14 protein-coding genes are annotated in these 17,455 nt (G+C 53.5%); 6 read left to right on the top strand and 8 right to left on the bottom strand.

Annotated features, from left to right (window positions below):
- Positions 1 to 71: 71 nt before the first annotated feature.
- Together degQ and degS are read left to right on the top strand one after the other, a co-directional pair.
- Positions 72 to 1,439, top strand: a complete 1,368-nt coding sequence (degQ, locus tag RIN69_RS02360; protein WP_313855309.1) for a serine endoprotease DegQ — start codon at positions 72 to 74, stop codon at positions 1,437 to 1,439.
- A 96-nt stretch (positions 1,440 to 1,535) separates the two neighbouring features.
- Positions 1,536 to 2,597, top strand: coding sequence for an outer membrane-stress sensor serine endopeptidase DegS (gene degS, locus RIN69_RS02355; RefSeq protein ID WP_313855308.1), 1,062 nt, complete (start codon positions 1,536 to 1,538; stop codon positions 2,595 to 2,597).
- 56 nt (positions 2,598 to 2,653) lie between these two features.
- On the opposite strand, the gene mdh is transcribed toward degS, so the two are convergent.
- The gene (mdh, locus tag RIN69_RS02350) at positions 2,654 to 3,589 is read right to left on the bottom strand and encodes a malate dehydrogenase (RefSeq protein ID WP_313855307.1); all 936 of its coding nucleotides are present in this window, start codon (positions 3,587 to 3,589) and stop codon (positions 2,654 to 2,656) included.
- Between the two features lie 450 nt (positions 3,590 to 4,039).
- Here mdh and argR point away from each other — a divergent pair, with 450 nt between their 5' ends.
- From argR to yhcN (RIN69_RS02335), 3 genes are all read left to right on the top strand, one after another.
- Complete coding sequence (gene argR, locus RIN69_RS02345) at positions 4,040 to 4,510, top strand: transcriptional regulator ArgR (RefSeq protein WP_313855305.1); 471 nt, start codon at positions 4,040 to 4,042, stop codon at positions 4,508 to 4,510.
- A gap of 436 nt (positions 4,511 to 4,946) precedes the next feature.
- The gene (gene yhcN, locus RIN69_RS02340; protein WP_313855304.1) at positions 4,947 to 5,210 is read left to right on the top strand and encodes a peroxide/acid stress response protein YhcN; all 264 of its coding nucleotides are present in this window, start codon (positions 4,947 to 4,949) and stop codon (positions 5,208 to 5,210) included.
- Positions 5,211 to 5,314: 104 nt separating this feature from the next.
- Positions 5,315 to 5,584, top strand: coding sequence for a peroxide/acid stress response protein YhcN (gene yhcN, locus RIN69_RS02335; protein ID WP_313855303.1), 270 nt, complete (start codon positions 5,315 to 5,317; stop codon positions 5,582 to 5,584).
- Between the two features lie 235 nt (positions 5,585 to 5,819).
- On the opposite strand, the gene RIN69_RS02330 is transcribed toward yhcN (RIN69_RS02335), so the two are convergent.
- The 5 genes from RIN69_RS02330 to aaeX form a co-directional block, all read right to left on the bottom strand.
- Positions 5,820 to 6,089: a barstar family protein gene (locus RIN69_RS02330; protein ID WP_313855302.1), complete on the bottom strand. Its 270-nt coding sequence runs from the start codon at positions 6,087 to 6,089 to the stop codon at positions 5,820 to 5,822.
- Between the two features lie 49 nt (positions 6,090 to 6,138).
- Entirely contained in the window at positions 6,139 to 7,593 is a 1,455-nt protein-coding gene (locus RIN69_RS02325; RefSeq protein ID WP_313855301.1) for an NAD-dependent succinate-semialdehyde dehydrogenase, read from the bottom strand.
- Between the two features lie 135 nt (positions 7,594 to 7,728).
- Positions 7,729 to 9,702 (bottom strand): p-hydroxybenzoic acid efflux pump subunit AaeB, encoded by a 1,974-nt coding sequence (aaeB, locus tag RIN69_RS02320; RefSeq protein WP_313855300.1) that lies wholly within the window; start codon positions 9,700 to 9,702, stop codon positions 7,729 to 7,731.
- An 11-nt stretch (positions 9,703 to 9,713) separates the two neighbouring features.
- Positions 9,714 to 10,646: a p-hydroxybenzoic acid efflux pump subunit AaeA gene (gene aaeA, locus RIN69_RS02315; RefSeq protein WP_313855299.1), complete on the bottom strand. Its 933-nt coding sequence runs from the start codon at positions 10,644 to 10,646 to the stop codon at positions 9,714 to 9,716.
- 7 nt (positions 10,647 to 10,653) lie between these two features.
- Positions 10,654 to 10,857, bottom strand: coding sequence for a p-hydroxybenzoic acid efflux pump operon protein AaeX (aaeX, locus tag RIN69_RS02310; protein WP_052898234.1), 204 nt, complete (start codon positions 10,855 to 10,857; stop codon positions 10,654 to 10,656).
- Positions 10,858 to 11,136: 279 nt separating this feature from the next.
- Between aaeX and aaeR the strand changes: the two genes are divergently transcribed.
- Positions 11,137 to 12,054, top strand: a complete 918-nt coding sequence (gene aaeR / locus RIN69_RS02305) for an HTH-type transcriptional activator AaeR (protein ID WP_313855297.1) — start codon at positions 11,137 to 11,139, stop codon at positions 12,052 to 12,054.
- A 40-nt stretch (positions 12,055 to 12,094) separates the two neighbouring features.
- On the opposite strand, the gene tldD is transcribed toward aaeR, so the two are convergent.
- A complete protein-coding gene (gene tldD, locus RIN69_RS02300) occupies positions 12,095 to 13,540 on the bottom strand; it encodes a metalloprotease TldD (RefSeq protein WP_313855296.1) in 1,446 nt (481 codons plus the stop codon).
- Between the two features lie 64 nt (positions 13,541 to 13,604).
- Positions 13,605 to 17,402, bottom strand: coding sequence for an AsmA2 domain-containing protein YhdP (gene yhdP, locus RIN69_RS02295; protein WP_313855295.1), 3,798 nt, complete (start codon positions 17,400 to 17,402; stop codon positions 13,605 to 13,607).
- Positions 17,403 to 17,455 lie beyond the last annotated feature (53 nt).

Genomic DNA, 17,455 nt, shown 5'->3' with positions numbered 1-17,455 from the left:
ATCATCTGTCACAGTTTTTAGTCTTCATAACTTTTCCCCCTCAATTTTTTAGCAGCGAGAGCGTCGTAGCGATGAAAAAAAAATCATTACTGTTTAGCGCATTAGCATTAAGTATTGGCATGAACTTAACCCTTGCTCCACAGGCGCTGGCGTCACTTCCTGCTCAGATTCAGGGCCAACCGCTGCCGAGCCTGGCACCGATGCTGGAAAAAGTGCTGCCGGCAGTGGTCAGCGTGCATGTTGAGGGAACGCAGACTCAATCGCAGGATCTTCCCGAGCCGCTGAAGCGCTTTTTCGGCCAGGGCGGCGCGCGCGGCGGACAGCCGCAGCCTTTTGAAGGTTTGGGCTCTGGCGTGATCATCAATGCGGAAAAAGGCTATGTGCTGACCAATAATCACGTGGTTAACGGTGCCGATAAAATCAACGTTCAGCTGAGTGATGGCAATGAATATGACGCCAAGCTGATCGGGCATGATGAGCAAACCGATATCGCGCTGATCCAGATCAACGGCGCAAAAAATCTTACTCAGGTGAAAGTCGCGGATTCCGATCAGCTAAAAGTGGGTGATTTTGCCGTCGCCATCGGTAACCCGTTTGGCCTTGGACAAACCGCCACTTCCGGCATTATCTCCGCCCTTGGCCGCAGCGGCCTGAATCTGGAAGGGCTGGAAAACTTTATCCAGACCGATGCTGCCATCAACCGCGGTAACTCCGGCGGCGCGCTGGTTAATCTTAACGGCGAACTGATCGGGATTAATACCGCGATTCTCGCCTCCAGCGGCGGCAATATCGGCATCGGCTTTGCCATTCCAGGCAATATGGCAATGAACCTGGCGCAGCAGCTGATTGAATTTGGCGAGGTAAAACGCGGTCAGCTGGGAATCAAAGGCACCGAAATGACCGCTGATATGGCTAAAGCCTTTAAGGTTGATGCCCAGCGCGGTGCTTTCGTCAGTGAGGTGCTGCCGAAATCTGCTGCCGCCACTGCCGGCATAAAATCTGGCGACATCATTACTGCCATCGACGGTAAGCCGATCACCAGTTTTGCTGAGCTGCGGGTTAAAATCGGCACCACTGCACCAGGCAAAGAAGTAAAAATTGGCCTGCTGCGTGATGGCAAACCCTTGACGCTGACCGTTAAGCTGGAAAGTGGTAGCCAGAGCAGCACCAGCGCTGCACAGCTTTCACCGGCGTTGCAGGGGGCGACCCTGAGCGATGGCCAGCTGAAAGATGGCACCAAAGGGGTGAAAGTTGATGACGTCGCCAAATCGACCCCAGCAGAACAGGTCGGCCTGCATAAGGATGATGTGATTGTCGGCGTTAACCGCGCTCCGGTTCACAACCTGGCAGAACTGCGCAAGATACTGGAAGCCAAACCTCCGTTGGTGGCGCTGAATGTGATGCGCGGCGGGGAAAGTATCTACCTGCTATTGCGTTAAGTCGTTATTGCCATCACGACGCGGACACAACATTGTGTGTGTCCGCGTAACTCATGTTATTCTGCCTTCCGTTTATTTCTGGCTTAACTTAACACCATGTTTCCTAAACTTTTGCGTTCGGTGATTCTTGGCCTGATCGTCGCGGGTATTTTACTGGCAGCGATGCCTGCGCTGAGGATCGGCAGTAACCTGATTTCCGCGCAGGATGACAGCGCCGATCAGACACCGGTTAGCTATAATCCCGGCGTGCGGCGTGCTGTGCCTGCGGTAGTCAACGTCTATAATCGCAGTGCGGCAAACGGCTCGCAAAATCGCGGCGTAACGACGCTGGGTTCCGGCGTGATTATGAATGCAAAAGGTTACATCCTCACCAATCGACACGTAATCAACGATGCCGATCAAATTATCGTCGCCTTGCAGGATGGCCGTTTCTTCGAAGCGATGCTGGTCGGCTCCGACAGCCTGACCGACCTGGCGGTATTAAAAATTACGGCATCCAGCCTGCCGGTTATCACGATTAATCCCAAACGAGTCGCACACGTTGGTGACATCGTGATGGCTATCGGTAATCCGTATAACCTCGGACAAACCGTGACTCAGGGGATTATCAGTGCCACCGGACGTGTCGGTCTGAGCCCTTCCGGCCGCCAGAACTTTCTGCAAACTGACGCCTCGATTAACCACGGTAACTCCGGCGGTGCGCTGATTAACTCACTCGGTGAGCTGATGGGCATCAACACACTCTCATTCGACAAAAGCAACGATGGTGAAACGCCTGAAGGCATTGGATTTGCTATTCCTACCGCGTTAGCCACCAAGATTATGGATAAACTGATTCGTGACGGACGGGTTATCCGTGGCTATATCGGCATCACCGGGCGTGAAGTGCCGCCGCTGCATGGTCAGGGCGCCGGTATCGATCGGATTCAGGGGATTGTGGTCAGTGAAGTGGCGCCAGGCGGTCCGGCGGCGAAAGCCGGTATTCAGGCCAATGATGTTATCACCAGCGTTAACGGCAAAGCTGCGGTGTCAGCACAGGAAACGATGGATCAGGTAGCTGAAATACGCCCTGGGTCAGTGATAGATGTTGAAGTTAACCGCAACGATCAGAAACTGACGCTGCCGGTGACCATTCTCGAATATCCGCAACAGAATTAATGGCTACATCGCAAACGGGCGGCGCGAACACCGCCCGTGACAGCATGCTGCAGAAATTACTTAACGAACTCTTCGCCCAGCGTAATATCTTTTTTCAGCGTATCCAGCATGCCTTCCAGCGCCTGCTGCTCGAACGCGCTCAGTGTGCCGATAGGCTTACGTTGCTCAACGCCGTTTTTACCCAGCAGCAGCGGCTGAGAGAAGAAACGCGCGTGCTCGCCGTCACCTTCAACATAGGCACACTCAACCACATTGCTTTCGCCATGCAGCGCACGCACCAGTGACAGGCCAAAACGTGCCGCCGCCTGACCCATCGACAGCGTTGCCGATCCGCCACCGGCCTTCGCTTCAACCACTTCAGTACCCGCATTCTGAATACGTTTAGTCAGGTCGGCCACTTCCTGCTCGCTGAAGCTGACGCCAGGAATCTGCGACAGCAGCGGCAGAATAGTCACGCCAGAATGCCCACCAACCACCGGTACATTCAGCTCTTCAGGCTGTTTGCCTTTCAGCTCAGCCACAAAGGTGTTGGAGCGAATGATATCCAGCGTGGTAACGCCAAACAGTTTGTTCTTATCGTATACACCGGCTTTTTTCAGCACTTCAGCAGCAATCGCCACCGTGGTGTTCACCGGATTGGTAATAATACCAATCAGTGCTTTCGGGCAGGTGGTCGCCACTTGTTCAATCAGGTTACGCACGATACCGGCGTTCACGTTGAACAGATCGGAGCGATCCATACCTGGCTTACGCGCCACACCGGCAGAGATCAGTACCACATCCGCACCATGCAGCGCAGGGGTAGCATCTTCACCGCTGAAACCTTTGATTTTAACTGCCGTAGGGATGTGGCTTAAATCGACTGCAACGCCAGGGGTTACCGGAGCGATGTCATACAGGGAGAGTTCTGAACCTGCCGGAAGCTGGGTTTTAAGCAGAAGTGCGAGAGCCTGGCCAATACCGCCAGCTGCGCCGAGAACTGCAACTTTCATCCTAAACTCCTTATTATTGTGAGCAGAAAAGTGCCGGAAATCCATCCGGTTACGACCATAACCAACCTGCGAGCGAATGACGAGGATCTTGTCATGGTTTTGCGTGCTGTCGCACTGAATCGAGCACAAACCGTTGAGATTGACCGCATTACGTACAGATTTGACGCTGATAGTAACTGCATGCAGACACATTATTCGGCGGTTACATTACACCTTTAACAGTTATCAGAACAACATCAATTTTATAACAATCTGTTCACTTGCTTTCTCATAGCTATGCGCCAGTGCGCCATTTTTCATCGCGAAGAAAGTTTGGTAGAATGCGCGCCCGCATTGAAAATTCCGCAACTCAAGCCTAAAGGCAGTTTGCATAATAATTCATTTAAATGCATAATAATTTATCGCCCGGCATCGGGCATCCCGTTTTACTTTCTTCTATATCGGTAGCCTATGCGTAACCCATCAAAACAAGAAGATTTGATTAAGGCATTTAAGGCCTTATTAAAAGAAGAGAAGTTTAGCTCTCAAGGCGAGATTGTGCTGGCGCTGCAGGACGAGGGTTTCGACAATATCAATCAGTCCAAAGTATCGCGCATGCTGACTAAATTTGGCGCGGTGCGTACCCGTAACGCCAAAATGGAGATGGTTTACTGTCTGCCAGCCGAGCTTGGCGTGCCAACTACCACCAGCCCGCTGAAAAATCTGGTGCTGGATATCGACTATAACGATGCGTTGGTGGTTATCCATACCAGCCCAGGTGCTGCCCAGCTGATTGCCCGCCTGCTGGATTCGCTCGGTAAAGCTGAGGGGATTCTTGGCACCATCGCCGGTGACGACACCATCTTTATTACCCCGGCGCGCGCGTTTACCGTTAAGCAACTGTACGACGCGATTTTGATGTTATTCGAACAAGAACTCTGAAACGCTGCGCTGAATCGACGGCTGAAATTGGCCGTTCAGGCCGCGTTATCCTCAGCTTGACTTAGAGCCGACATCCCGTCGGCTCTTTTTTTTGTTGCTTCAAACCCGGCTTATATGGGATAAAACACTGGCTCGAGACGACAATCTCATTCTTTCCTCCTCGATATACTCCTCTACCAGCGTGATCCACTGCAAATTTACGCACAAATAGCTAAATTCACCCATGTTATTGTTTTTGCTCAATATTAATGCGATACGGGTAAATTATAAGCTTTTTTTATAACTATCGGTTATTAAAAAGTCATTTCCATGCAAAGCATCCCACTAAAATATTATTAGCTAGGTATTAATTTCCTACGTGATTAGATCTATACTTATTTTCGTGATGACAATCACACTAATTAAAAAGATAAAAATTGACGACGAGGAAATAAATATGAACGTTAAAACTACTATCGCGACTCTTGGCATCCTTTCTGCCCTGTCATTCGGCGCTTTTGCAGCTGAATCCGTCACCGCAGAACAGGCGCAAAATCTGCAGTCTGTTGGCACCATTACCGTAAGCGGCATCGCCGGTTCACCAATGGATATCCATCAGGCTCTGGTACAAAAAGCCGATAAACAAGGCGCCAGCGCTTACCGCGTGATTGAGGCCTACAACAACGGTAACTACCACGCTACCGCTGAACTGTATAAATAAGCGCATTTGCAGTACCCCGTACATAACGACGGCAACCCCAAGTATAAAAATAGCTGTACACACCTTTCGGTTGCTCTGAACAACATATTTCTGGAGTAAGTATCATGAAAACCACTATCGCTATCGCTGCACTCGGTCTGGCTTCCGTTCTCTCTTTTTCTGCTGCCGCAGCTGACCTGGTCACCGAGCAACAGGCTACCAGCCAGAACCTGCAGTCAATGGGCACTATTACCGTCAGCGGACTGGACAGTTCACCCATGACTATCCGTGATGCGCTGTCAGAGAAAGCCAATCAGCAGGGCGCCAGCTCTTATCGGGTGATTGAGGCGTATAACAACGGCAACTATCACGCAACTGCTGAAATTTATAAATAATTCGCCCGCACGGGCGCTGACTAAGCGCCTGGCCGCTGCGCTGAAGACCTGAAATCCGTAGGTTGCTGGAATGAATAAGGTGAGTGTGTCTGACGCGAGATTTTAATTCGCGGTGAAGTAAACGGACATGTCACAGCTAAGTGTTATCAGTAATTCCTCGTCGACCTGACGAACCCTTTGGCCCCGCACGCCGGGGCTCTTTTTTGCCACTGCAATATTTAACCGATCCGATATCCTACCGAACGTTGAAGCGGAGCTTACCCTCAAGCTCCTCTTCAGCTTCGTCAAACAGCAATATTAATGCGCCGTAGCGCCGTTTCTGCCCCGAACCCAGATGCACAAACTCGATCTCCAGCGGTAGCGGCAGCAGAGAAGCGGTCACCGCATCCCAGAGACTGTCCAGGTCGATAATTACCCCTTCCGCCAGCGCAAAGCGCTCGCTGAACTGTCGATAAAAATGGGCCTGATCGACGATCTGGTTAAAATCAAAGCTCTCTTTCTTCATGCTGGCCGCTCCGTAAAAATAAACCGGGCAGCATTCGCCGCCCGAATCATTACAACCCACCGAGATGCAGGGCCTTCACCTCAAGAAACTCCTCTAAACCCAGCACCGATCCTTCACGGCCAAGGCCGGACTCTTTCACGCCGCCGAACGGTGCCAGCTCAGTGGAAACCGCACACTCATTCACTCCGACCATACCGCTTTCCAGCGCCGCCGAAACGCGGAAGACGCGTTGCAGGTTCTGGGTGTAGAAGTAGGCCGCAAGACCAAATTCGGTGTCATTGGCACGACGAATCACATCCTCTTCATCATCAAAGCGGAAGCAGGCGGCCACCGGACCGAAGGTCTCCTCTTGCGCCAGCTTCATGCCTTCGTGAGCATCGGCAATCACCGTCGGTTGCCAGAAGTTTCCACCCAACGGGTGGCGAGCGCCACCGGCGACAATGCGTCCTCCCTGAGCTACCGCGTCTTTTACGTGCTCTTCCACTTTCTCCAGCGCCGATTTTTCAATCAGCGGCCCGACGATCACGCCGTCATCCACGCCATTACCCACTTTAAGCGTCTTCACTTCGTCTGCCAGTTGGTTAACAAAGCGATCGTAAACCGAGCTGTGTATGTAGAAACGGTTAACGCTGACGCACACTTGTCCGGCGTTACGGAATTTATTCGCTATCGCCCCCTTCACTGCCGCATCAATATCAGCATCATCAAACACGATGTAAGGCGCGTTGCCTCCCAGCTCCATCGACACTTTTTTCATGGTTTCGGCAGCATTACGCATCAGCAGTTTGCCAACCTGAGTGGAACCGGTGAAAGAGATTTTCCGCACCGCTTTACTGGCCATAATCGCATCGCTGATCGCCTGAGTATCACCGGCTACCGCATTCAGCACGCCGTCCGGTACGCCGGCTTTTTTTGCCAGCGCCAGCAGAGCAAACGCCGATAGCGGCGTGTTGTTGGCCGGTTTGATAATGCCGGTACAGCCTGCAGCCAGAGCCGGGCCAAGCTTGCGCGTCAGCATCGCCATCGGAAAGTTCCAGGGCGTAATGGCTGCCACTACGCCAATCGGCTCGCGGGTAGCGTAAATCCTTGAGCCGGGCTTAGCAGGAGGGATGATCTCACCATTTGCACGCTTCGCCTGCTCGGCAAACCACTGAATAAAGCTGGCGGCATACTCCACTTCACCCTCGGCTTCTTTCAGCGGCTTACCCTGTTCAGCGGTCATCAGTTTGCCCAGCCAGCTTTTATGCTCAATCATCAGCTGATACCAGCGGTAAAGGATTTCAGCGCGCTGTTTAGCGGTTTTCGCCCGCCAGCCGGGAAATGCCCGCTGCGCGGCGGCAATCGCCTGTTCAGTTTCACTTTTCCCGGCCTTTGCCACACTGGCAATGATTTCGCCGGTCGCCGGGTTGAGCACATCAAAGCTGGCGCTCAGCGAGTGCCACTGGCCATCTGCCAGGTAGCCAGTCTGGAAAAGATCGTTATCTGTAAGGAATGAATAAGACATGGGTTCTCCTGTTAGATTTGCCATCCTGATGACTCAGTATAGTTGGCAAAACTCAGGGGATTTTGTTCGACAGCGGTGTGCTGGCAGAAGAAGTGTAAGCGGGCATAAGCGGTGCCCGCAGGCACCGACAAAGATTTACACGGAAATCAGCGTGTTCTGATATTTGTTAAGCATATCGGCCAGGCGTTTAACCGGCTCGGTGACGCTGAGCGGCGCATCATAAACCACCAGCTTTTCCTGATACTCATCAAACTCACGCAGCAGACGCTGAAAGTAGTAACGTCGCTTGTCATCACTGTGTGCAGAGATCACCCGGTCAGCGGTGTAGCGCAGCTGCTTGTGGAACGCTGACAGTTCGGCATTGACCGGAATATCCGCGTTACGTAAGCGCTGATGGCCGATAATCAGCGTCAGCGCCAGGCGGTATTTATCGATATCACCGGGGAACATGTTTAACAGCATAAACAGCTGCTGATACAGCGCTGGCAGATGGTTTTCGCGACGACGCGCCTGATTGGTGGTCATCGCCGATACCGCCGCATACATAAAGCGGTTAAGCAGCGTGCGGGCAATGCGCGCCTTAGAGGTATCGCGAATCAACAGAATGACCATCGTCGCGACAAAAGCGCCAATGCACTGGCCTAAAGCTCCGTCGATAAAGGTGCTGATATGAAACGTCATCGGATTATCCAGTACCAGAACATTCAGCGTGCCGATAAACGCGCCGAGAGTGCCCAGCTGCCGCCGTTGGATAAAGATTCCGGCAATAAACGCCAGCGCACCAATCGCGATTAGCAGTAACAGCAAGCTCTGCTGCGTGGCGGGCAGGATAAACATGAAGTAGAAGGCACCAATTGGGATCGCCACAATCATGCCGTAAAGAAAATCCTTGGCCATCATCAACGGGTTCGGCATCCGCATCGCCAGCGCGGTAATCACCGCCAGCATCACCATGCAGCCACTGCCTGAAGTCCAGCCGGTATACAGCCAGAACAGCGAGCCTGCTGCCGTCGCGACAAAGGTACGAACACCGTTAATTATCGCGTGACGACTTTCAGCGGATTTGGCTTTGATCACCACTTCATCGTCGAGGATCGCCTCTTCGGTGCCGCTAATTCGACAATTACCCTGAATACCTTTCAGCAACAGCAGATAACGCGTGGCATTGCCCACCCAGCTGGCGACGGTAATTGGCGTCTGCTTACTGCTGCTGGCCGTGATCACCCGGCGCATCAGCTTCATGCGCTTATGGACATCACTGACGCTATTAACCTGTTTTTCAAACAGTATTTTATACTGCGGCGGCAGGTATTCCGGTCGGCTGTTCTGAATAAGAAAGGTTTCTGCCGCTTGGGTGATCATCTTCAGCGATAGAGTATGGAGCGCAATCAGCCGTCGGTTAACATTCTGCCAGCGCGCCGACTCCATCATCAGCAGGCTGCGCATGCCGTTCAGCGCATTGGTACGGCGCACCAGGTCCGCCCAGGATTTATCCACTTCTTCTTTGTCAGCATGAGCGATACAGAGTTGCAGCAGTTTGTAGTGATCGATCAGCAAAGAGTCGATTTCACGATCGATATTACTTTTGATCGATCGCGGAGAAAACAGCAGATCGGCGACGATCGCACAGACGATGCCGATAACAATCTCACTGCAGCGCTCAATGGCGAACTGTGGTGCCAGCAGCACCGAACCATTGGGCTGGGCGTCAACACTGACGATGATAATCAGCGCGGTATAGCCGGCCAGCCCCAAGGCATAGGAGTTTTCAACTTTAATCAGCGACGACAACCAGACGCAGATACCCGCCCATAAGCAGCACAGCATCAGCATAAGTGCCGGTGCGCGGATGGTACTGATCATAATCACCAGCGCAGCGATACAGCCAATAAAGGTGCCGATGATGCGCAACAGACCACGATGACGTAACGCGCCGGAGAACGGATCGCCACCGGCGGCAAACGCAGTACCACCGGCGACGATACCGGCAGTCATGACCGCCCAGCGTGGCGTTTCGAGGTTAAAATGAAAGCCGATAAACAGCGCCATCACCACCGCGAAGGTTAGTTTGAGCGGAAAACGCATCCGCTCTAAGGTAAAACCTTGCATATTGCCTCCGCTTAGCCGAACTCACGCAAGCGTTGCAAAAACCTGGCCAGCGGCGGTAGTTGCTCGTTTTTCCGATCTGTTGCGCCGGTTACCACCACAGTGGCAGTGGTGCCTGATGGGTAAAGGTTACCAGGCTGGTTATCGAGACGGATTTTAACCGGAACACGCTGTGCCAGTCGCACCCACTCCAGGTTGGAGTCGATGGTCGCCATCCCTTTACTGTCAACGGTACTGCTGCTGTTGGTCACACCTGCAGCAACGCTGTCGACGGTGCCACGCAATACTTTACTGCTGCCCAGCGGCGTAATTTCAACGCGATAGCCCGGACGCACGCCTTCCAGCTTGGTCTCTTCCATATAAGCCAGAATGTAGAAACTGTTCTGCTTAACCAGCGCGACCGCCGTTGACCCACGGGTAATAAATTCACCGCGGTACACATTAAGGTTGGTGACCCAGCCATCGGCTGGCGCACGGATTACGGTACGATCCAGATCCAGCCGCGCCAGATCGCGCGTGGCCTGTGCCTTAGCCAGCTGATGCTCGCTGGTCTGCAGATCGTTGTTGGATTGCTCAATCGCTTCGCGTGACATCGCCGATACGCCCAGCTTGTTGCGGCGTCCGGCTTCACGGCGTTTCTCATTGACCAGCGCCTGATAGTAGGCGACATCCGCTTCGGACTCATCCAGTGCTTTCTGAAAACGTGGCATATCAATGGTGAACAGCACATCACCTTGCTTAACCAACTGGTTGTCATACACGCGCACATCGGTAATCAGACCGGTGACGTCAGGCGCAATGGCCACCACATCAGCGGTAAATTTAGCGTCTCGCGTCCATGGCGATTCGGTGTAAAACACCCAGGCGCGGAAGATGACCAGGACAGCGATGATAACCAGCAAAATGGTGATCGCATAACGGGCGATTTTTCTTATTAGAGCTTTCACTATGACCTCAGACGAACAAACGGGATACCAGATAAAACAGGCAGCAAAACAGCGCTGTATTAAACAGTGCCGGATGCCAGACTAAATCATAGATTCCAGTGGGCATCAGCACGCGACGCACCAGCCAGAACAGCATCAGCGCCACTATAATCTCAAAGAATATGGGCGGAAACGAAAGCCCGAATACGACAATAACCGGAAGCACACTCATCTCTTATCCTTTTACATACAGTGCCGGGTGAGTCCGTTTCGCCAAAATGGTGCACCGCCAATATTTCAGGTGGACTACGCGTTACAGGTTGATGATGGTCGGGCGACAGGTAAACTGTCAGACGAAAATCAGAACCGTAGCTTAATGATAGATTAGCATTAAGCAATATTGGCAAGGGGGTGAGTAACCAGACGGTGACCCGGCAGCCATATAGTAACGCGCATGACTATATGTTTTCTACATATTGTGATCTAAATCACTTTTAAGCCAGAGTGAATAATGGAAAGACTAAAAGGCATGTCGGTTTTTGCCAAAGTGGTTGAATTGGGTTCGTTTACCGCTGCGGCGCGTCAGTTGCAGATGAGCGTCTCTTCCGTCAGCCAGATCGTGGCAAAACTGGAAGATGTACTGCAGGTTAAACTACTGAACCGCAGTACCCGCAGCATCGGCCTGACTGAAGCCGGAAAAATTTATTTTCAGGGCTGCCGCCGCATGTTGTCTGAGGCACAGGAAGTGCATGAACAACTGTATGCCTTTAACAACACCCCGACTGGCACCCTGAGAATTGGCAGTTCATCGACCATGGCGCAGAATGTCCTCGCCACCATGACCGCAGAAATGCTGCGTGAATATCCCGGCCTGACGGTCAATCTGGTCACCGGCATTCCGGCTCCGGATCTGATTGCCGACGGCCTCGACCTGGTGATCCGCGTGGGTGCGCTGCAGGACTCCAGCCTGTTCTCAAAACGCCTGGGTTCGATGCCGATGGTGGTGTGCGCAGCAAAGAGCTTTCTTGCTCAGCATGGCGCGCCGGAAAAGCCCGGCGATATCGGCCATTTTTCCTGGCTGGAGTACAGCGTACGTCCGGATAATGATTTTGAGCTGATCGCGCCGGAAGGCACCGCTATTCGTTTGTCGCCACAGGGACGCTTTGTCACCAATGATTCGCAAACACTGACGCGCTGGCTGAAATCCGGCGCTGGTATCGCCTATGTACCATTAATGTGGGTGATTGATGAGATTAATGCCGGAGAAGTGGAAATTCTGTTTAGCCAGTATCAGTCTGACCCACGGCCAGTGTATGCGGTGTATACCCAGAAAGATAAGTTACCGCTGAAAGTACAGGTGTGTATTAATTATCTGACGGAATATTTTGAGCAGGTGGGCACGCTTTATCAGGAACACCGCAAGCAGTAATCTGCTGCAGGGCGGCGAAATCGCCGCCCTGCAGCAGTGATCAGGCAGTACCGCCGACCGTCAGTTTGTCCAGCTTCAGAGTTGGCTGGCCAACGCCTACCGGCAGGCTTTGCCCTTCTTTACCGCAAACGCCGACTCCTTTATCCAGCGCCAGGTCATTCCCCACCATCGAAATTTGCTGCATCGCTTCAATACCGGAACCGATCAGCGTCGCGCCTTTCACAGGCTTAGTCACTTTACCTTTCTCAATCAGATAGGCTTCGGAAGTTGAGAAGACAAACTTACCGGAAGTGATATCCACCTGGCCGCCGCCAAAGTTCGGGGCATACAGGCCATACTCAACGCTTTCGATAATATCCTGCGGCGTCGACTGCCCCGCCAGCATATAGGTGTTAGTCATACGCGGCATCGGCAGGTGCGCATAGGATTCGCGGCGACCATTTCCGGTCGGCTGCACGCCCATCAGACGCGCATTAAGCTTATCCTGCATATAACCTTTAAGAATGCCGTTTTCAATCAGCACATTGTACTGACCCGGTACGCCTTCATCATCGATTGCCAGTGAGCCGCGCAGTCCGTCAATGGTGCCATCGTCGACCACGGTACAAAGTTCAGATGCCACCAGTTGCCCCATCTGGCCGCTAAACACCGAGGTGCCACGACGGTTGAAGTCACCTTCCAGACCGTGACCTACCGCTTCATGCAGCAGAACGCCCGGCCAGCCAGCCCCCAGCACTACCGGGATAGTGCCGGCCGGAGCAGCAATGGCAGACAGATTGACTAATGCCATGCGCACCGCTTCACGCGCCCAGGCTTCAGCACGCACTTCACCATTTTCATCGGCGAGGAAGAATTCATAGCCGCTACGACCACCGCCGCCAGCGGAACCACGCTCGCGCTTGCCATCATCTTCAACCTGCACGCTGACAGACAGTCGGACCAGTGGGCGAATATCAGTGGCCAGCGTGCCGTCAGTGGCCGCCACCAGGATCAGTTCGTACACGCCGCTCAGGCTGGCGGTAACTTCCTGCACGCGCTTATCAGCGGCACGCGCCGCGCTGTCGACGCGATGCAGCAGGGCAATTTTATCTTCCCGTGACAGGCTCTGTAGCGGATCCAGTGCCGGATAAAGCGAACGATGGGCTACCGCACCCAGCGTTTTGGTTCTGCCGTCACCCTGTTCACGCACGATACTGCGCGCGGCATTGGCGCTCTGCGTCAGCGCATTCAGGGTGATCTGGTCAGCATAAGCAAAGCCGGTTTTCTCACCGCTAATCGCCCGGACGCCGACGCCCTGATCGATGTTGTAAGAGCCATCTTTAATAATGCGATCTTCCAGCACCCAGGATTCATGGTAGCTGGATTGGAAATAGAGATCGGCGTAATCCAGTCGACGTTCTGAAAGCTGCCCTAAAAGGGTGAATAGATCCTGATGATTAATGTTGTTAGCAGTTAGTAACTGCTCACTTACCAGATTCAGAGTCATCGTTTCTCACTTGTTGTGTGACAATATAGTTATAGCCTGCGGCAATTCACCAGCGCCGTCAAATTCACTTTGCGCTGTTTTCACGCGGCTTGCGTAACACTTCGTTGATGACGGGCTTATCAATAGGCCCGCTGATGTGATAACGCAGGACAGAAATCTTATTCCATAGTGGTGCGAGCGCCTTGCTGGCGGCAAATACCGCCGCACCCACCACTGGGTTAATCACAAAGGCGGTAGCAACACCGACAGTGGCAGAAATTTCCGGAGCCACCACCGCTTGCATATCAATCTCGCGATTCACTAAATCCACCTTGCCCTGCATGGCAATGTCCGCTTCAAGGCCATCCACCAGCAGGTTATCGGTACGCATCACGCCATTTTCAATCCACGCGGTGCCGTTAATCGAGTCATACCAGAAGCCCTGACCGAAGGTATCGCTAAAATCGAGGCGCATCTTGCGCAGCAGAGCATCGAAACTGACCAGTCGTAGCAGCTGTCCGGCGCGGCCGGTGCTCACATCGGCAATTTGCCCCTTACCTAAATGTGTCTTCAGTACGCCGCTCAGGCTCTGTTCCGATGGCTGCCATGGCGCAGAACGCCAGTGCAGGTCATATTCGATATTAAACGGCGAGTCGCGCAGCGGCGTGCTTACGCCAAACCAGTTGGCCGCTTCGCTAATATTTTGTCCGTTAAGTCGGCCCTTTAATGACGTGCGCTGCTCGCCCGGGCGATTAACCCATTCGCCATTGACCGTCAGCCGCGCAGTGCCGCTGTCAATCAAGCCGTTAGTCAGCGTCAGAGTGGTATTTTTCGGCGTCAGCGTGGCCTGCATACGACCGAATTTCTGTCCTCTGATCCAGCACTCGTCGCACATCGCGGCCAGCGCGGGCCAGCGACTGAAATCGATCGCGCTGCTGTCGGCTGGCAGCGGTGAAGAGTTACCATCGTGGCTGCTGGCAAATTCTGGATTGTAATAGAGATAGTTGAGGTGAACGCGCCACGGCGCGTTACGCGCGATGTCCAGTGAACCGCGAATTTCGCGCCCGGTTGCCTTGACCTGCGTGTCACCGGAAACCGTCTGGTTGATGCTGGCATCCAGATCGCGCCACTGCTGACCCGCCAACGTCAGTGCTGGCGTGCGCACAATAATATTTCCCGGCAGATAGCCACTGCCCGCCTGCCCCTGGCCGCCGCCCGCCATCAACCCGAGCCAGGCTTCACCATCCAGCGGCGGCAGATTTAAAACCATGCCAGACGTTGCCGGTAAGGCTGGCTTGGTTTTACTGTCGTTGACCCAGATACCCCGATCAATGCGTAATTGCTTGCCCAGTAACCAGCGGCTGTTAAACCTGTGGCTTTCACCCAAGGCACCGCTCAGCTCGAAACTGTTCAGATTACCTTTAGCTGTTACTTTAAGTGGTAACGCGCTGCCGGCGGGTTTATCCAGCGGAGAAGGTAAGTGACTACTTACATTTTTCAGGTCGCCGTCGAGAGTAATATCGTATTTGGCATCACCGCTGTGCGGCAGGGTAATTGCCACTTTGCCGTTCCACGCTGCGCTGCCCTTCAGTCGCCCCGCCAGCTGCTTTGGCAATAAATCGATTTTTGCCGGCTGCCAGTCGCCTTTCAGATTGACACCAATCCGGTAGTCTTTCTCACCTTCAACGGTATTAAAATTGACACCAATTGGTTGTCCAAACCAGCTGGCGCTCATTTCATCACTTTGCAGATTACCGTTGTCATAGCTGAAGCGGCCGGTCAGCTGACTGAGAGTACTTTCCAGCGGCTTAATCAGTAACGTATTGTTATTCAGCGCCACTTCACCGCTGGCACGCACCTCTTCGCCATCAAGCGGGATATCGAGATGTAAGCGACCACTTACATCCCCGCCAATCTGCAGTTCATCCAGCGCCGCACCCAGCGATGGCTTCAGCGGTGACTGATTAAAATAGTTACGGACATCCGGCCCGGAACCGCTGATATCACCATCAATGATCAGCTTCTCTTTCAGATAGTCAGGGATCACCGCAGTAATATTTTTGCCGTGCACATTACCCAACATCGCCTCGGGTGCATTCATCCACAGCCCGTCATTGACGAAATCGAGGTCGATAGCCAGATTATTCAGCGCCGGCCAGCCCGGTTCAAACTCGTAGTGACCGTTGCGCAGCGGCACCCAGACTTCAAACATGCCGTCATTATGCTTAAACGGAAACTTCGCAGGATTACCGGCAAAAATCAGCGACGCATTCTGCACCTGACCGCCTTTGATCGCCCCGCTCAGATAGTCGGTCAGCGACTTGCCCATCAAGGGTTCCGGGAAATAACGCCAGGCATCGCTGGCTTCGGTGACATTAATGCCAGCGAGGATATCCAGACGCGGTGGCTGTTCTTTCGGCTGACTGTAGTTAAAATCGCCCTTCGCCCACAGTGAACGCGCTTTTACATCAAGATCTTTGCCGCTTAAGCTCAGGCCACTGTCGCTGTAGTGCCAGTCAATAGCACCGGTAGCCTGCTGAATCTCCAGTGGCGCGCGGAACATATCCCCATAGGGTAACGTGGCATCGGCGATATCCAGTTGTATCCTGCCATGTGCCACACTTCCGTAGAGTGAACCGTTAAAATGTTCCATTCCCGGCAATAGCCGCCAATGCTGCCAGCTCAGGTTTTTCCAGTGCGCCTGAAAACGCGCCTGTTCCGGCTGTTGCAGCGGCACATCCACCGCCAGCGCCTCAATCTGCCCACGCGGGTGGATAGCGCGCCAGTTATCCAGCAGCTGAGGAGATAATCGGGCAAACAGTGGGATCAGCGGGTCGAGATATTTGATATCCAAATGGGTTGCCCGCACGCGCAGCTCTTCACCGCGATCCGACCCCGGCAGCAGACCGCTTTCCGGCTGCCAGAACAGCGAGATTTGTCCTTTCGGCCAGGCTTCGCCGTCAGTTTGCAGGTTGGTTTCCGGCAGCTGAATCGCCCAGCCGCCGTTAGCCCGTGTGACATGCGCAGTGACATTATCGACATCTAAACGATGCTCGCGTTGATCGCCCTGCCAGCTGGCGCCGCCCTGCTTCAGCCAGATATCACCGTCATACACTTCGCCCTGTTTCAGGCTAAGCCACGCCGCGAGGCTAAAGCGGGCGCTGTCCAGACTGGTATTATCGCGCATCCACTGACCGAGCCACGGTTTAACATCAACATCATCGGCCTTCATCCAGACGCGACCGTTATTGAGTAAACCATTATTATCGTTGAGATCGAGCCGTATCTGCACCACACCATGCTGGCCATTCAGGCTGGAGAGGCTGACTTCGCCCTCGGCACGATGGCGTGCGGGTTCGTTAAGCCAGGTAAGCCGTGGAATCGCCAGCTCCGCACGCTGGCCGGAAGGCGTCAGAAAACTGACGCTGCTGTCGCGCAGATCAAAGTGGTCGAACTGGCGCAAAAACAGATCGCTGATTTTATCGCTTTTAAAACTGCCGCTGTTACTGTCGCTACTCATCAGCGGTGAGTTGGTGGTGAAGTGCAACTGCCAGAAAGTCAGATCGCGAAACTGCCAGCGGGCATGCAGCAGCGATTGCCAGACATCCAGCGCTAAGGTGAGCCGCTCGACAGTCAGCTTTCCGCCATCTTTCAGGCCAATACTGACGTCCCTGACCTCAAGAGTCGGGCCGAAGGTTTGCCAGCTACCGTGCAAGGCGCTGGCGTCAATCGGCAAACCGCTGGCAGATGAGAGGGTGTTAAGGATCGAGGCACGATAGCTGTCCATATGCGGCATCACTAATCGCAAGCCACTGATCAGCAGCGCAACGATGACGATCACTGTTGCGCCTGTTAATAACAGGATCCTCGGCCACTGCCTCACACACCTCTCCTTGTCTTAAATCTGTATAACCTGCCGGGCAATTTTGCTTACCC

It is taken from the genome of Winslowiella toletana (assembly GCF_032164335.1).
Taxonomy (GTDB): Bacteria; Pseudomonadota; Gammaproteobacteria; order Enterobacterales; family Enterobacteriaceae; genus Erwinia; species Erwinia toletana_A.
Note: the sequence above shows the minus strand (reverse complement) of the source record. Positions and strands in the feature narration are given on the sequence as shown.

Excerpts from the sequence above, each read along its gene's own strand:
- degQ (WP_313855309.1), top strand. The coding sequence starts at position 72 with ATGAAAAAAAAATCATTACTGTTTAGCGCATTAGCATTAAGTATTGGC.
- degS (WP_313855308.1), top strand. The coding sequence starts at position 1,536 with ATGTTTCCTAAACTTTTGCGTTCGGTGATTCTTGGCCTGATCGTCGCG.
- mdh (WP_313855307.1), bottom strand. The coding sequence starts at position 3,589 with ATGAAAGTTGCAGTTCTCGGCGCAGCTGGCGGTATTGGCCAGGCTCTC.
- argR (WP_313855305.1), top strand. The coding sequence starts at position 4,040 with ATGCGTAACCCATCAAAACAAGAAGATTTGATTAAGGCATTTAAGGCC.
- yhcN (WP_313855304.1), top strand. The coding sequence starts at position 4,947 with ATGAACGTTAAAACTACTATCGCGACTCTTGGCATCCTTTCTGCCCTG.
- yhcN (WP_313855303.1), top strand. The coding sequence starts at position 5,315 with ATGAAAACCACTATCGCTATCGCTGCACTCGGTCTGGCTTCCGTTCTC.
- RIN69_RS02330 (WP_313855302.1), bottom strand. The coding sequence starts at position 6,089 with ATGAAGAAAGAGAGCTTTGATTTTAACCAGATCGTCGATCAGGCCCAT.
- RIN69_RS02325 (WP_313855301.1), bottom strand. The coding sequence starts at position 7,593 with ATGTCTTATTCATTCCTTACAGATAACGATCTTTTCCAGACTGGCTAC.
- aaeB (WP_313855300.1), bottom strand. The coding sequence starts at position 9,702 with ATGCAAGGTTTTACCTTAGAGCGGATGCGTTTTCCGCTCAAACTAACC.
- aaeX (WP_052898234.1), bottom strand. The coding sequence starts at position 10,857 with ATGAGTGTGCTTCCGGTTATTGTCGTATTCGGGCTTTCGTTTCCGCCC.
- aaeR (WP_313855297.1), top strand. The coding sequence starts at position 11,137 with ATGGAAAGACTAAAAGGCATGTCGGTTTTTGCCAAAGTGGTTGAATTG.
- tldD (WP_313855296.1), bottom strand. The coding sequence starts at position 13,540 with ATGACTCTGAATCTGGTAAGTGAGCAGTTACTAACTGCTAACAACATT.